Origin of the sequence: Solibacillus silvestris, from assembly GCF_051967575.1 — a bacterium.
GTDB lineage: Bacteria > Bacillota > Bacilli > Bacillales_A > Planococcaceae > Solibacillus > Solibacillus silvestris_B.
In genome coordinates this window covers 75,385-91,061 of record NZ_JBQCJW010000007.1, presented here as the reverse complement: position 1 = coordinate 91,061, position 15,677 = coordinate 75,385, and the positions used below count along the sequence as shown (strand labels likewise).

General features: G+C 38.3%; 14 protein-coding genes. 6 read left to right on the top strand and 8 right to left on the bottom strand.

Going from position 1 to position 15,677, the window contains the following annotated elements; genetic code table 11:
* Positions 1 to 9: 9 nt before the first annotated feature.
* Together ACTHOQ_RS06595 and ACTHOQ_RS06590 are read left to right on the top strand one after the other, a co-directional pair.
* A complete protein-coding gene (locus ACTHOQ_RS06595; RefSeq protein WP_440494975.1) occupies positions 10 to 213 on the top strand; it encodes a hypothetical protein in 204 nt (67 codons plus the stop codon).
* 309 nt (positions 214 to 522) lie between these two features.
* Positions 523 to 2,349 carry an HD-GYP domain-containing protein gene (locus ACTHOQ_RS06590; RefSeq protein ID WP_440494974.1) on the top strand — a complete coding sequence of 609 codons (1,827 nt, stop codon included), beginning with the start codon at positions 523 to 525 and terminating at the stop codon, positions 2,347 to 2,349.
* Positions 2,350 to 2,445: 96 nt separating this feature from the next.
* On the opposite strand, the gene ACTHOQ_RS06585 is transcribed toward ACTHOQ_RS06590, so the two are convergent.
* Complete coding sequence (locus tag ACTHOQ_RS06585; protein WP_440494973.1) at positions 2,446 to 2,604, bottom strand: hypothetical protein; 159 nt, start codon at positions 2,602 to 2,604, stop codon at positions 2,446 to 2,448.
* Positions 2,605 to 2,968: 364 nt separating this feature from the next.
* Between ACTHOQ_RS06585 and ACTHOQ_RS06580 the strand changes: the two genes are divergently transcribed.
* On the top strand, positions 2,969 to 3,871 hold the full coding sequence (locus tag ACTHOQ_RS06580) for an ADP-ribosylglycohydrolase family protein (RefSeq protein WP_440494972.1): 903 nt from the start codon (positions 2,969 to 2,971) through the stop codon (positions 3,869 to 3,871).
* A gap of 81 nt (positions 3,872 to 3,952) precedes the next feature.
* Here the strand turns inward: ACTHOQ_RS06580 and ACTHOQ_RS06575 are convergent, their stop codons facing one another.
* The 3 genes from ACTHOQ_RS06575 to ACTHOQ_RS06565 all read right to left on the bottom strand — a co-directional run bounded on the left by ACTHOQ_RS06575 (position 3,953) and on the right by ACTHOQ_RS06565 (position 7,124).
* On the bottom strand, positions 3,953 to 5,017 hold the full coding sequence (locus ACTHOQ_RS06575) for a hemolysin family protein (protein ID WP_440494971.1): 1,065 nt from the start codon (positions 5,015 to 5,017) through the stop codon (positions 3,953 to 3,955).
* A gap of 54 nt (positions 5,018 to 5,071) precedes the next feature.
* Complete coding sequence (locus ACTHOQ_RS06570; protein ID WP_440494970.1) at positions 5,072 to 6,400, bottom strand: hemolysin family protein; 1,329 nt, start codon at positions 6,398 to 6,400, stop codon at positions 5,072 to 5,074.
* A 253-nt stretch (positions 6,401 to 6,653) separates the two neighbouring features.
* Complete coding sequence (locus ACTHOQ_RS06565; RefSeq protein WP_440494969.1) at positions 6,654 to 7,124, bottom strand: putative periplasmic lipoprotein; 471 nt, start codon at positions 7,122 to 7,124, stop codon at positions 6,654 to 6,656.
* 640 nt (positions 7,125 to 7,764) lie between these two features.
* Here ACTHOQ_RS06565 and ACTHOQ_RS06560 point away from each other — a divergent pair.
* Positions 7,765 to 9,174 carry a DHA2 family efflux MFS transporter permease subunit gene (locus tag ACTHOQ_RS06560; RefSeq protein WP_440494968.1) on the top strand — a complete coding sequence of 470 codons (1,410 nt, stop codon included), beginning with the start codon at positions 7,765 to 7,767 and terminating at the stop codon, positions 9,172 to 9,174.
* 241 nt (positions 9,175 to 9,415) lie between these two features.
* Here ACTHOQ_RS06560 and ACTHOQ_RS06555 read toward each other — a convergent pair whose 3' ends face one another.
* The 4 genes from ACTHOQ_RS06555 to ACTHOQ_RS06540 all read right to left on the bottom strand — a co-directional run bounded on the left by ACTHOQ_RS06555 (position 9,416) and on the right by ACTHOQ_RS06540 (position 12,846).
* On the bottom strand, positions 9,416 to 9,538 hold the full coding sequence (locus ACTHOQ_RS06555) for a hypothetical protein (protein ID WP_440494967.1): 123 nt from the start codon (positions 9,536 to 9,538) through the stop codon (positions 9,416 to 9,418).
* Positions 9,539 to 9,909: 371 nt separating this feature from the next.
* Positions 9,910 to 11,595, bottom strand: coding sequence for a methyl-accepting chemotaxis protein (locus ACTHOQ_RS06550; protein ID WP_440494966.1), 1,686 nt, complete (start codon positions 11,593 to 11,595; stop codon positions 9,910 to 9,912).
* Between the two features lie 426 nt (positions 11,596 to 12,021).
* Positions 12,022 to 12,426, bottom strand: a complete 405-nt coding sequence (locus ACTHOQ_RS06545) for a pyridoxamine 5'-phosphate oxidase family protein (RefSeq protein WP_440494965.1) — start codon at positions 12,424 to 12,426, stop codon at positions 12,022 to 12,024.
* 12 nt (positions 12,427 to 12,438) lie between these two features.
* Positions 12,439 to 12,846 carry a pyridoxamine 5'-phosphate oxidase family protein gene (locus ACTHOQ_RS06540; RefSeq protein WP_440494963.1) on the bottom strand — a complete coding sequence of 136 codons (408 nt, stop codon included), beginning with the start codon at positions 12,844 to 12,846 and terminating at the stop codon, positions 12,439 to 12,441.
* 582 nt (positions 12,847 to 13,428) lie between these two features.
* Between ACTHOQ_RS06540 and ACTHOQ_RS06535 the strand changes: the two genes are divergently transcribed.
* Positions 13,429 to 14,520, top strand: a complete 1,092-nt coding sequence (locus tag ACTHOQ_RS06535) for an extracellular solute-binding protein (protein WP_440494962.1) — start codon at positions 13,429 to 13,431, stop codon at positions 14,518 to 14,520.
* A gap of 75 nt (positions 14,521 to 14,595) precedes the next feature.
* Complete coding sequence (locus tag ACTHOQ_RS06530) at positions 14,596 to 15,666, top strand: ABC transporter ATP-binding protein (protein ID WP_440494960.1); 1,071 nt, start codon at positions 14,596 to 14,598, stop codon at positions 15,664 to 15,666.
* Positions 15,667 to 15,677: the final 11 nt, after the last annotated feature.

Here is a 15,677-nt window from a genome sequence, read left to right as displayed (position 1 = left end):
TTTTTTGTTGTGTCATTATCTAAAGGAGGCTACCTTGTATTATTAATCGGGGTGCTTTTATTAGTCGGTTCTATCTTTTTTACGGCAAATTGGAGTTTTGGAAGCTGGCTCATATTATTTATTGTTAGTCTTGTTTTATGTTCAGCAGGAATTATAATGCTCATCACTCATTTAGTGAAGCAAATTAGAATAGAAAAACAAAATAATAAATGAATAGTAATACGGTGCACTTCTATAATAAGGAGTCACCGTTTTTTTCGTTAAGCTATTGCTAATCCACGTATTGTGCCTGACAGAAAAGTTGCTTCGTCATGTTTGTTCTCACTTCAAATATAAAACCACACTTCAATAAAACTTAATAACCACTTATTTTTTAATAACAATTACCCACAAAAAGAACACTAATATAAACTTTTTGACTATTTTCTTAATTTTTTTTTTATAAAATTGATTATTTCTTACTTATATTTAACTTTTTCGGGTAATTACCTATAATAATAAAATTTAAAGGAGTGGTTTCCCGTGAAGCAACATACGACAAAAGACTATGATATATGCCTGCCTTACCAGCTAAAGCCCGGACAAATCCTATATGAAGATTTAAACATTGATAACCGCCGCCTGCTCTCAAAAGGACATATGCTGACAGATGGAATTATTACAATTTTAAAAAACCGTAATGTACGGGATATAAAAATCGAAAAAGCAATTCCAGCCGGGCATTCTGTAAATACGAGGCTGGATATCGATCAACAAATAGAAATGGAGTTGCAGCAGCTTGAAAAAATGCTGGCGAGTCCTTTTACCCCGATTCAAGCCGAGCAGGAATTAGGGCAGGATATTGAATTGGATTTTAGTTTTTGGAATATGCTTGATCATGATTTTTTAAATGTACTCGGTAAGCTCAGCTCGGAAAAACGGTATGGAAAAGCATTAAACAACTCGGAAGATATTCAAATATTAAAAGAGCTATTCGCAGTTTTTTTGGAAAGCACGGAAATTTATAATTATTTGTCCGAATTAAAAAGCCATGATGAAACTTCCTATTTACATGCGATTGATGTATTTACACTCGGCACATTATTTGCATTATCAGAAGGTGTGTCCAATATTAAAGAAGTCGCACTTGGGTACTTGCTGCATGATATCGGAAAAACCTCCATCCCAAGTTCGCTTCTCAATAAAGTGGAGCTATTAGAACACAATGAATTCGCGACAATTCAAGAACATGTGCTGCTAGGATATGAACGATTATGTCAGGACGGGTTTGAATATATCGCACATTATGCAAAATCACATCATGAGCGCATCGATGGCTCTGGTTATCCCGAAAAATTAATGGGCGATGAAATTTCATTGGAACTGCAAATTTTGCAAATGATCGATGTATACTCCGCGATGACGATGGACCGTCCTTATAAAGAGGCGATTTCTTCTGTTGCGGCAATCGAAAAGCTATTTAAACAAACGACCCAATTTGACCTGCATCTCATCTATCGACTAATCGACTTTTTAGGAATATATCCAGAAAACGCCATTGTATTGCTGTCAGATGGAAATCAAGCCATTGTAGAAAAGGTAAATCCTCTCCATCCTTTATTGCCGATGATAAAAATTTTGCAAACGAATGAACAATTGACGATGCCTACCGATTTAAGCTTATCAATAAAAAGAATATTAACATTTTATATTGCAACAGCAGAGGAGCTATTCGTAAAATTTTCAGACTTTTTAATCAATAATGATAGTCATTCCATGATCGGCTATTATAATAAATTAAAAGAGCATTACAGCAAAAAAGAATGGTTTACCCATATTTATTTACCGGTATTCCATATTTATAGGGTCATTGAGAAGAATAATATCGTTTCGGAAAAACAGTTGAACGACATGAAAAATCAGCTTCATGCATTGCTGGAAAATACGTTAAAGCAATTTAGACAAGAAAACCACCTTAATGAAAAAGTAGTCATTTTATTTGCCGGGGAAAAGCCAAAATCCGTCGTTCGAATTTTTGAAGGATTGCTGCATAGTAGCCGTCTTTATCCTTTTATTACACAAAACCAGCAGCCGAAAGCGACAATCGAAAAAGTAATTTCGATTTGCAAAGCAAAACAAGTCATTGTCGTTGGCGGTACATTTAAATATACGCTTTCTCCGGATATTGATTATTATCATTTATCGGAGCAACAACTGGAAATTTTGCTTTCACGCTATATGTATACCGATATAGAACAATTTAAACTGCCTCACGAGCTGAACCGCTATTATAAATCGGGTGGCGACCTAAATGAAATAATGAAAATGCCCCCTATTACGGAAATCAATTTTTTCGATACGCTAGATTAAATGTTGGATAATTTTCCGCTTCATAATATATTCACCCACGACCATGCCGTATTTATGCAAAAAGGGCAACCATTCATTCACTCGGTTGCCCTGTTTTTATTCATCTTCTTTCACGGAAATGATTTTGACTGCATCTTCATATTGTACCCGCACAGTTTTTCTGGCACGCACTGCTGATCTTGCTTTTACCTTTATACGTTTATTTTCACCATTATGCTCTACTTCCACCATAAAACATTTTGCCCCGCATTGCATTTCAATCCGCTCCTTTCTTCTATTATAACGAGTATGGGAGCCAAAGAGCGAGTTTCAACTTTTATATGAAATATTCAAAAAACAATCGAATAACAATTTTTCTTTTGGTACACTGTAACTAATCAAGTGAAACTTCAAATAGCGGTTTTTGATGGGCAGGACATGTTATTGCCGACATTGCCATACGATGGCGCGTTTGCTGCCGGCCTTCAACCTCCGCTCGTTGTTAGCTTTCACGAATCGGGCTTTTACAGGAAGTTGATTTCCCTCAGATTCTTCAACTATCTCCTCTATACTTAGGCGGGAGTTTTGCTGCCCGGTAATGCAGGGGAAAATCAACGGATTGCAACTTGGGGTGATATACATGAATAAACGGAAACGGGCTTTATGGGGCTTTATTATCGGAGACGCATATGGTGTGCCACTCGAATTTATGGAGCGGGATACTTTTGAAGTGCATGATATGATTGGCTATGGCTGCTGGGATGTGCCAGCCGGAACATGGTCGGATGATAGTGCCATGACATTGATTACAATTGAGCATTTAATCGATGATACATCGTTCGCTGATTTAAAGAGGGCATTTTGCAATTGGGCTTTTCGCGGCTATTGGACGTATAATGATGAGCCGTCTTTTGATGTTGGTTTGACGATTGCCGAGCTATTGAATCGCTGGGAGAAAAAAGGTCTGTTTGAAGAAGCAAAACACGATGAAATGAGCAATGGGAATGGTGCGTTAATGCGTATTTTGCCAATCGCCTTTTTCAGCTATAAGCGCAGCATTGAAGAGCGCTATGTAAAAGATTACGCTACATTGACACATGGCCATATACGCTCCACGCTTTGCTGTTTGCATTATACATATGTTGTTCATCATCTATTGGATGGTTTATCTATTATGGAAAGCTTAAAGACGGCAAATGAACAGCTTTTGCCGAAGTTGAAAGATTATCCTGAGGAGCTTGGGCATTTCAAACGCATTTTTTCAATTGAAAGTTTGCAGCGGGACGACATTGAAAGCAACGGCTATGTCATCCATACACTGGAAGCGGTATACTGGAGCTTACTTAATAGTGATAGCTATTTTAGTGCAATTTTCAATGCGGTACATCTTGGAAATGATACAGATACGATTGCAGCCATTGCCGGTGGACTTGCAGGTATTTACTATGAGGAGCTCAACATTCCCGAAGACTGGATGGACCTTATCCCAAAACGGCAAGAAATCGACATATTACTCGATCGCTTCGTGAAAATTATATACTAAGCTGTTTTTCTTGCATTATCCAATATGAGCAAATGAAAGGTCGTAATCAACTGGCGAATTCTCCGTTGATTACGACCTTTTCTATGTTGTGGGCACTATATCGCCATCACCTTCATCTTCAATTTCCCCGACGATTTCCGTCAATATATCTTCCATTGTTACAAGACCGATTGTAATCCCTTTTTCATCTGTTACTATGGCCATGTGATTGCGTGTTTGCTGCATTTTCAAAAACACATCTTTTATCGCAACCGTTTCTTTATAGCGAGGAATTTCACGCATGAAGGAAGTTACATCATTCAACCTACCTGCCGCAATGTCCGTTAACATCTCTTTGGAGTTGATAAAACCGACAAATGCCGCTGTATTTTTGCTGCGATCAATAACCGGATAGCGTGTATATTCATATTCATCTATAACCGACAGTATTTGTCTTAATGTAAATGTTTTTTCAATTGTAATCATTTCACTGCGGGGAATCATCACTTCCCGTAATGTACGCGCATCAAAAGCGAAAATATTTTCCAAATAGGCAAGCTCGGTTTTGTTGATTTCCCCGCCTTCATAACTTTGCGTCACGATCAGCTTTAGCTCTTCCTCGGAGTATACAGTATCATGACCAGCCGGCTTCACACCGAAAACTTTCAATAGTGCACGTGCAGAACCATTTAATATGGCGATAATAGGACCTGTAATTTTACCGAACCAATAAATTGGCGGCGCCAACAATAATGTCATTTTTTCCGCATATTGAATCGCGATTGTTTTCGGCATCAGCTCACCAAGTACTACATGCAAAAATGTTACAACCGATAATGCGATCACATAGGAAAGTGCTGTCGCCACTGCTGCCGGGATATTGAAATATTCAAATACAGGCCCTAGCATTTTTTCTACAGTTGGTTCACCCAGCGCACCAAGTATTAATGCAGTAATCGTAATGCCAAGCTGACATGCCGATAAATAATAATCCAGTTCCTGCGTTACTTTTTTTGCAATTACTGCTTTTTTATTGCCTTCTGCGATAAGTTGATCGATGCGCGACATGCGCACTTTTAAAATCGAGAATTCCGCACCTACGAAAAAGGCGGTCAATAATATGAAGACTGCGACTAAAATTAAATTAATTATAATAATACTGTCCAATTAATTCCCCCGAAACTTGAGGGATTCACCTCCAAGAAAACTATATGTCAACCATTACTGCTGAAATTTATATTGCTTTAAAATGATTTCTTTAATTTGAAGATTGTCCATATCCGAAATAATCCAGCTATGGTCATCGAATTTGATTTCATCGCCAACTTGCAGCTCTTCGCCGTTTTTTATCGAATCAATATTCGTATGCTGGATCCATCCACCGATTGTATCGATATCTTCACTATCCTCGAATTCAAAACCGAAGCGGTCTTCCAGCTCCACTAGCAGTACGCGGCCATTAATCGTATATTCGTTTTCACCGGTTTTGCGAATTTCATCTACTTCATCTTCATCAAACTCATCACGTATTTCCCCGACAAGTTCCTCCAATACGTCTTCCATCGTCAATACGCCGGAAGTACCGCCATACTCATCGACAATAACTGTCATATGCACTTTTGCGATTTGCATTTTCAGTAATGCGTCTTGAATGCTTGTCACCCCCAATACAAATGGAACCTTTCTTACAAATTGCTCTAACCGGATTGTTCGATTGGATACGATGTAGCTAAGGAGCTTATTTGCATTGACAACACCAATAATACGGTCTTTGTCGTTATTTTCAACAACAGGATAGCGTGTATAATTATGCTCGTCCAAAATTTGAATGATTTCTTCGGCGCTCATATTTTTGTCTATCGTAATTAAATCTGTGCGCGGTACCATAATATCTTTTGCGACACGCTCATCAAACGCGAACACATTTTCCAAGTATTTCAGCTCCTGCTGGTCAATTTGGCCGCCTTGGAAACTTTGCGCCATAATAATTTTCAGCTCTTCTTCCGAGTATGCCTGATCTTCGCTTGCAGATTTAATGCCGATTGCACGTAATAGCAGGCGAGATGTCCCATTCAATGCCTGAATGAACGGATACATCACTTTACCGAACCAATATAGCGGTCCTGCAAGCAGTAGCGTCAACTTTTCGGAAAACTGGATCGCTAATGTCTTTGGGGCCATTTCACCGATTACGACATGTAAGTAGCTGACGATGGCCAATGCGATAATATATGATGCTGCAGAAGCCGCGACATCCGAAACATTTAATAAATCAAATATTGGATACATTAATTGTTGGACATATGGTTTTGTAAATGCCCCTAAGCCGATCGCTGTCATTGTAATGCCAAGCTGACAGGCAGATAAATAATAATCAAGGTCGCTCACTACTTTTTTTGCGACAAGCGCTTTTTTATTGCCTTCTAAAATTAATTGATCAATACGAGATTTACGGATTTTTACGACAGCGAATTCAGCGGAAACGAAAAATGCTGTCAAACCTAAAAAAATAATTAATAAAATGATGTTTAATATGGTGTTTACGTCCAATTACTTCCCTCACCTCGAGGGATTCACCTCCAAAATATTTAGCTCGTAATTTTTTATTCTTCTATTATGTACCCAAATAAAATGATGATCATGCTAGGAATAAGGAATAATTTGATAAATTTCATCATTCCCTCCAAAACCATCACGTTATGGTTTATGGAAATTATATAGGTTTCCAATCTTTATAGCAAATAATCCTAACAAAAAAAGAATTTTCAACTTCAAAAAACAAAGCTGAAAACTCTCGTATCATTTATTCCACATCTGCTGATGATTTTATAATATGTCCATTATATAACTGCACTTTTTCATATTTTTTTTTCTCTACTTGCAGAACAAATGTATGCGGGACACCTTCTTTATCACATGTTTTCTTATCCGATTCAAGAAGCTGCACCGCTAAATATCCATCATGATCGTATACACCATCGATAGCAATGCCACATCCATTTGAATAAGTAACGATGAATACAGCCATATACTTGTCCATATTTACCGAAAAATTATCAACCTTAAAACGACCTTGCAGTAATTCGAATTGAGATTGTGTATTAGCATAGGCAATATGCGGAACGAGCGATTCATAGATAGGGGCAATTCTTTCTTCGTAATGAACGATTTCAAATGGGACGCTCTGTTGCTCTGTAAACTTATTTTTCGCCCCTTCCCCGCTACTGCAGCCTGCCAGCAATAATACAAAAACAGCAAGTATATATTTTTTCATTTTAAATTCCTTTCCGTTATGACATATCCTTGTGATTTTATAAAACTTATGTATATTTATCAAATTTCTTATCGTGCAATAAAAAAACTATAACTACAAAAAGTTCTTTCAATTTTCTTATTAATAAAACATTTCCAAAGATATATGCCCTTGGTAAAAATTAAGACAAAATAGGATTTTTCATATTGCAATTTCCGATATTTTCATAGCAAATCGCAGAAAATTGCGCCGAATATTGCTCTGTCAGCCTCTGCTGAAAAAGAAAACAGCAAAAAACTTAGGATAAATTCTAAATAGAATCGTTTTCATTTTTTAAACTATCCCTTCCATCAAATATACAAATAACGGAAAATATACGTCTAAAATATGTCTTACTAAGTAAGATACACTTAAAGTTTTATTAGAAATCCTCAATATTATTTTGTTATAGTTGCTCATAGACAAAGGTTGACGAAGAAATCTTTCTGGTGCATTCCCTTTGCAACGAATAATCGCAGGCATACAACTCTTTAGCGGAATTTTAAAAAAGGCTGCTGCTAAATTAACTTTTAAATACTTGACTATGGGCATCACGGTGATTGCCCATAGTTTTCATTTTATCGTTGCACGGTCTATTAAACAAAAAAGGAGATTTTTCAAAATGGAATCGCATTTACAAGTAAAGAATCCAAAGTTAATGGCAGCTGTATTAATGGTCGGTACATTCATTGGTTTATTCGGTGAAACTGCATTAAACATGGCATTAACAAATATTATGGAGCAATTTTCTGTTAGCGCAGGCTTAGCTCAGTGGTTAACAACAGGTTATTTATTAGTTTTAGCTATTTTAGTGCCATTCTCAGCATACTTAGTGCGCTGGTTTACGACACGACAATTAATCGTCAGTGCATTAATTATCGCGAGTATTGGCGCATTGGTCGCCGCTGTTTCCCCCAACTTTACCCTATTATTAGTAGGTCGCTTAATCCAGGCAATCGGAACTGGGATTTTCTTGCCTCTCATGTTCAGTGTTGTACTAATTATATTTCCTATACAAAAACGCGGGGCGGTAATGGGGATTGTCGGTTTAGTATTGACAGCCGGCCCGGCATTAGGTCCCACAATTGCGGGTTTGATTATTAGCGCTTCAAGCTGGCACTATATTTTTTGGATCATGTTAGTGCTCTACATTCTCTTATTGATTATCGGCGGCGCAAAGATGGAAAATGTTTCAGATATTACAAAGCCAAAAATCGATGCATTTTCATTATTATTGTCAACAGTTGCATTCGGTGGAATTGTTTTTGCATTAGCAACGCTTGCTGAAACACCTTTTTCTGATGCGATTGTATGGATGCCTCTTGCTGTTGGCATTATTTCTTTATTTTTGTTTGCGGTGCGGCAATTCAAAATGGAGCAGCCGATGATTAACTTACGCGTATTTCGTTTCCCTATGTTTGCATTAGGAACACTTTTAATGTTCGCCACATTATTCGTTATTTTATACGTAGCGATTTTAATACCTCTTTACCTGAAATCAGTATTAGGATATACAGCGATTGTTGCCGGTTTATTAATGCTTCCTGGTAATATATTAAACATCATCATGTCGCCGATCGTAGGGTCCAATTTTGACAAAGTTGGTGCAAAAATCTTTACGCGTATAGGTTTCTTTATGATTACAATAGCTGCAATCTTCCTAGTGTTTGCCTTATCGGCTACAACTCCCGTATGGCAGCTTGTTGTCGCATTATGTGTATTTTTCGTAGGTGTCTCCATGACAATCATGCCGGCACAGACAAACGCGATGAACACATTGACGCCTAAACTATATGCTGACGGTTCGGCTGCGATGAATACTTTAACACAAGTAGCGGGTGCTGCAGGAACAGCCGTGGCGATTACATTATTCACTTCCGGCCAAAAAAACTATATAGCTGAGCATGGTGCTGCAAGCCCTGCCGATTTTTTGGCGTATGGGGTGAGCCATGCGTTTATCGCTGTATTAGCAGTTGGAGTCATCGGGGTTATTGGCTCTTTATTCATTAAAAACAGCCGTCCAAATCATTAATTTTATTCATGCTTTTGCTTATTGTAAAAGGGTGTTCTAGAAATGCTTCTCGCACCCCTTTTTGCTGTAAAGTCTATGTCATATTTATAGTGCATTTTTTTATAGCTCGAATCATAGGCGAATCCCTATGGTGCCTTTCATTCCTTCACATAAATTAACAATGACTACTTATGAAGGAAGGTATGTTTGTTGTATCAAAATCCGTTTAATCCATTTGATGAAAGCACAAACGCTCAACCGTTTAATCAGTTTTTTCCGCCGTCATTTGATGAACGCGGCTCGTTTCCAATGCCGCCGCCTCCACTTGGCGGAAATCCCCAAATGCCTGGAGGACCATCACCGGGAGGCAATACCCCAATGCCAATGGGGCCACCACCTGCCTTTTCTCCACAAATGCAATTATCTGGAGCTCAATCGCAGCAAGGTTCCAGTGGGATAAGACGATGTATTTACCGCAATACGTTTATTTGGCAAAGAAACGGCAACAGTTTTTGGTTTTTCCCTACTTTCGTTTCGCGAAATATAATTTTAGGCTTTAGATGGGGTCGATTTGGCTGGGTATATAGCTCTGTTAACCGAAACTCGATACTCACATTCCAATGTTTTTAATTTTATAAAAGGCAAAAAAGCTCTTATGATGTGTTTGTACTACCTACATCATAAGAGCTTTAATTATTCTGGAATGGATATTTCTGTCCACATTTTAATCATACGGCGATCGTTTACTGACCCCAGTTACACTTTGAACTTCCCGATTTCCTCCTGCAATACGGAAGCACTGTCGACTAATGAGACTGCAATGCCGCTCACCTCTTGCATTGTCGCTGATTGCTCTTCCATAGCGGCGGCAATCGAACTGATGCTTTGAGAAGAACTATCTGCTCCAACCGCAATTTCATTTACGGAGGCCGTCACTTCTTCTGCACTTGCTGAAAGTTGTTGCACTGTCGCCGAAATTTCTTCGATTTGCGTTGTCATTAAATCAACGGCATTCACAATTGCATCGAACGAATTCCCCGCATCGCCAATAATTTTCACACCATCATTCACTGAGCTGAGTGCGCTTGAAACAGCTTGCTCCACATTTGATGTATCACGCTGAATTTCCATTGTCAGCTCAACGATGGAATTGGCGGATTGCTTCGAGCTTTCTGCTAGTTTACGCACTTCATCCGCAACAACAGCAAAGCCTTTTCCATGCTCGCCTGCACGTGCTGCCTCAATCGCTGCATTAAGTGCTAGCAGATTCGTTTGATCGGTAATATCTGTTATAACTTTTGTCATATTTTCAATTTCCAATGTTTGTGCAGCGAGTTTTTGCACAAGCCCATTCACTGTAAAAGTGGAGTTGTTAATCGTTGCCATCTGTTCTTGTGCATTTTCGATTATTCGGGCACCTTCAGTCGCAGTTGTACTCGCATCAAACGATGAATTGTACAGCACTTGGGAAGCCTCTGCAATACGCTGTACTCCATATGCCGTTTCTTCCATCGCCCGCGCACTTTCATTTGCGGCAATTGCCGAACTTTGCGCCGCATCGGAAGTAAGTTCAATCTGCTGGGCTACATCGTCTGTCGTTGCCGTAATTTCCTCTGTACTCGCAGACAGTTCCTCTGCGGCAGCGGTTAACTGTTGTGAATTATTTTGAACAGATTTGATAAGGCTTTGTAGATTTTGCTTCATTTCATTAAAAATCTTCCCTAATTGGCCAATCTCGTCTTTTGAATGAATTTTAATCGATGGATGTGTTAAATCACCTGCTGCTATATGTTGTGCTGTTGTCATTAATTTTGCTAAAGGGTTCACGATAGCGCGTTTTACAAACACTATTAAAATAAAGCCGACAATGACACTAATGATTACCGTTATAATTGATATAATTTTAGATGTTGTCATAGCAGCATCTGTTTCTTCGTCAATTTTTTCCAGTTGGGCTTCTTGATAAACAATCATATCATTTGCTATTTTTAATATTTCTATATTGGCTTTTTGCAGCTCATTGTTTACTATATTTATACTTTCCTGAGTATTGCCGGTTTTAAGTGATGCAAGCAGATGCTCGATACTTTCGTTAAAGTCTTCATTATACAAAGATATGTCCTTAATATAAGTTTTCATCGTAGCCGATTTTGCCAGCGATGAAATTTGCTCAATATTTTTATCCAAATTCTCCGCGTAAGTAAGCAAATTATTCCGGTTTGTATCGGAGTTATCCAATATCAGTGCCCGTCCATACAATCCTTGAAACGCTATATTTGCTCGAATGTCATCAACTAATCGAATTTGCACAACCCGACTGTCCAATACCTCATTTTGCTTATTCTCGATGGTGCTTAAATTAATAAATACAACAATTGTTGAAATGAGCATTAACCCAATAATCGAGTAAAATGCCAAATTTAATTTAGACCCTATCTTCATGGTGAATCCCCCGTAAAATTATTTTGTTCAATAGAAATCTTAACATATTAATATATAATAATTTCCTGCAATAATTACAATTTGTTGTCATTTATTAACATTATTCAACTGCTATTCAAGTGATGAAAGAGTTCTGACATATATGTAGAGTATATCGTGGCTATACGGATTTTTAACTACTCCCATTAATCTAAAAGACACATGTATTGTATTTCAAAATAACTTCAATACTTTTTTGCTGTATTGAAAGCTTAGAAGATTATTTCACCGCTGCTCTAAAATCAGTATGTTCATATGATATTTCTTTACTTTCTGTACAGCTTTACAAAAGAGATTAATCCTATGTTCCGAGTTGGATTGCAATAATTGTCCTGAATATGCAAGAGAGCAACGACAAAGGGATGTCATTGCTCTTTAGCTTTCCTATTAGAAATTCAAAATTTGCGGCTCTCCATCGTTCATTAATTTAATCGTGATCGGTTCCAATTGAAGCGTAATCATGTCACCATCTTCAGAAGTAAACATATCTTTAAAGAAGTTCGTAATTTTCAGCTTTAATGTATCATCTTTAATTTCACTTAGTTTTGCTGTAATTTCGACATATGGTGCATCCATATCTTCTTTCGTATAGCCTAATAAAATATGCGTGTACGGATTTTCCTGCAGATCCATTACCTTTTGAGATTCCTCAGTCGTCGTCGTATACAGCACAAAATCCTCATTCGTAAACGTCATATAGCGCACATAAGGTTGGCGAACTTTTAGTGTAGCCATTGTTCCGATATTATGCTTATTGATAATTGAAAGTATTTTTTCCTTTAATGTTTCCATTAAGCATCCCCCCTATATTAAATGAACTTCTTCCTGATTTTTGCCGTCTTTGTTCATAATTCTCATGCGAAGCGGAGTTATTTGAATGACAACAAAATCCTCATCTGCATGTGCCGGGTATTTTTCAAGCAATTGCTGTTTCACAACATCGTGCAATGTAGTCGTCGCATTGCCTTCAATTTCCAAAAATGTTTCGAATATGCCGTCACTTTCATACCCTAATAAAATATGTGTGCTGCCATACTCAGCAATTTCGCGCACTACTGCAGAATCCCTTTTCGCAACTGTATATAGCTTGGATTCGACATAATGAAAGGTCATATAGCGTGAATTGGGTACACCGTTATTATTCGTCGCCATAACGCCAATACTGTTTTCATTCAAAATTTGCAATGCGATATCTCTATTACGATTGCTCATATTTTCACTCCTTCAGTAAAATAATTTCCTTGAATCTTCATATAAACTGCACGAATAAGCGGATTGGGGTTCATTCTTCATAAATGAACAAAATGCTCTTGTGCAAACATGTTTATAATTCCCTTAATATGCGCAAATAAAACAAAATTTCCGTTAAGATGATTCTGCCTTCTAACTGTTGTTGTCCAAATCATAAAATGGAAGTATAAAATCAGGTCGAAGCAATTATTTGGAAACTTACATAAACGTATGATGAAGTTGAAAAAAACTTTGCGAAGTATATTTCACACTAAAGCCGATTGACAGGTTGCTTTTACGCATATGCCGTCGAAACTTTGTACACCCTTTCCCCTCAAGAAAATTCAACGCTTCTGAAAACATATTGTTTTATTTCCATTTTCCGGGTATAGAACAACAAGTCATCTCTTTTTTTGCACTTTTCTGTCTAGTAAACTGTAAAAAATTAATAAGGTTGGATATATTTAATTGAATATTAAAAATATTGAAGTTAGAATGGAGACGGAATGTATGTGAATTATTCCTGATTCCGAAGTAAAAATATTTATTAAGGAGGAACATTGTATGAAAAGATTCACTTGGCTATCTCTTATTCTCACAGCTCTTTTATTAGTTTTAGCTGCATGTAATGGCGATGACGAGACGACAAACGAGTCAACACAGGGCGGCAGTGATACAGCAGAAGGTGCAAAGGAAGAAAACCCTTCCGGCAAGCTCGTTATTTATACGGGGCGTGATGAAGGAATGGTGCAAGGGGTTATTGAAAAATTCAATGAACGCTACCCTGATATTGATGTTGAATACATGACGATGGGCGCACAGCAGATTTTGGAGCGTGTCCGTGGTGAAAAAGCGAATCCTCAAGGCGATTTTTGGTGGGGCGGCACACAGGCAGCTATGATGGTCGCTGCGGATGAGGATTTGCTGCTGCAATGGAATCCTTCCTTTATCGATGCAATTGACACACTTCATAAAGATGAACAAAATCGCTGGGTCGGTGAAATGCTTTTACCTGAAGTTATTATGATTAACAGCGATGTTATCTCGCCTGAGGAAGGTCCTCAAGATTGGGACGACTTGCTTGACCCAAAATGGAAGGACGAAATTTTAATCCGTGGTGTACTGGCTTCGGGAACGATGCGCACAATCTATTCGGCTATGATTTATCGTCAAGGCGCTGATGATCCTTCAAAAGGCTATGACTGGCTGAAAAAATTAGATGCCAATACAAAGGAATATACGCAAGACCCGAATGCATTGTATTTAAAACTTGCACGCCAGGAAGGTTCAATTTCGTTATGGAACTTACAAGATATTTTACTGAAAAAACATACGACTGATTATACATTTGATTTCATTTATCCGGAAAGCGGGGCGCCGATTTTAGTAGATGCTGTCGGTATTGTGAACAATGCGAAAAATGCGGACAACGCAAAATTATTCATGGAATTCCTATTTGAGCAAGATACAATGGTCGAGCTTTCCGAAGAATATTATCAAATCCCGACACGTACGGATATCTCTGCTGACTCAATGCCGGATTGGTATAAAGATTTGGATTTGAAAACGATGGATATCGACTGGCAAATGATGGCTGACAAAGAAGCGGAATGGATGGAACATTGGGATACAAATATTAAAGGCAAAGGTAAATAATTTTCGCAAGGAAGGCCTCTGCATGAAGAGGTCTTTCTTTTCCTAGTTTGTTATGGGTGAAGGGGGTTCGATGTGATGAAAGCTGTTCGTATTCAAGATGTTTCAAAAAAATTCGGTGATGTATTGGGTGTCGATGATTTGGATTTAGATATTAAATCCGGCGAATTCTTTACATTTTTAGGTCCAAGCGGCTGCGGCAAGACGACAACATTGCGTATGATAGCCGGTTTTTATTACCCATCCACAGGAAAGATTTATTTTGACGATCACGATGTCACAACTTTACAGCCAAATAAGCGCAATATCGGCATGGTGTTTCAAAACTATGCGCTCTTTCCGCATATGACAGTCGATGAAAATATTGCGTTTGGTCTTGAAATCCGAAAATACGATAAAAAGGCAATTAAAGAAAAGGTGGATCGTATTCGCGGGCTTGTTCATTTAGGTCCATATGGCTCTCGTAAAATCAATGAGCTATCTGGCGGACAGCAGCAGCGTGTTGCCTTGGCCCGCGCTCTCGTCATCGAGCCGGATATATTGCTGCTTGATGAACCGTTATCCAACTTGGACGCAAAGCTTCGGGAAGAAACACGGATTGAGATTAAGCGTATTCAATCAGAGCTCGGTGTGACAACTATATACGTAACACATGATCAAACTGAAGCAATGGCGATGTCTGATCGGATTATGGTAATGGAAAACGGTGTTGTGAAGCAAATCGGCACCCCGCAGGAAATTTACCATCGCCCAAACAACCGCTTTGTCGCTACTTTCATCGGTGAAACCAATTTGCTCGAAATGAAAGTACAGTCGATTAATGATGAAACGATCACTGTTGCGAATGAAAATGGCCTTACTTTACAAGGCTTAACCGAAAACTTGGCAAAAGGGCTGCAAGTAAATGTCGGTGATGAAATTTATGTATCGATACGCCCGGAAGCATTTGAAAGTGGTGCTGGCGACAACACGATTTCCGGCATAATCGAGCTGACCGAATTTACGGGTCTCAGCGTAAACTATTTTTTAAAATGGAATAATACGACATTAAAAGCGATGATTATTAGTCGAGGTACGGCAATAAAGCAAGCCGGTCATACAATTGATTTGCATATCCCAAAACAAAATATTTATTTTCTCGGAGAATAAGGGAGGAGGCA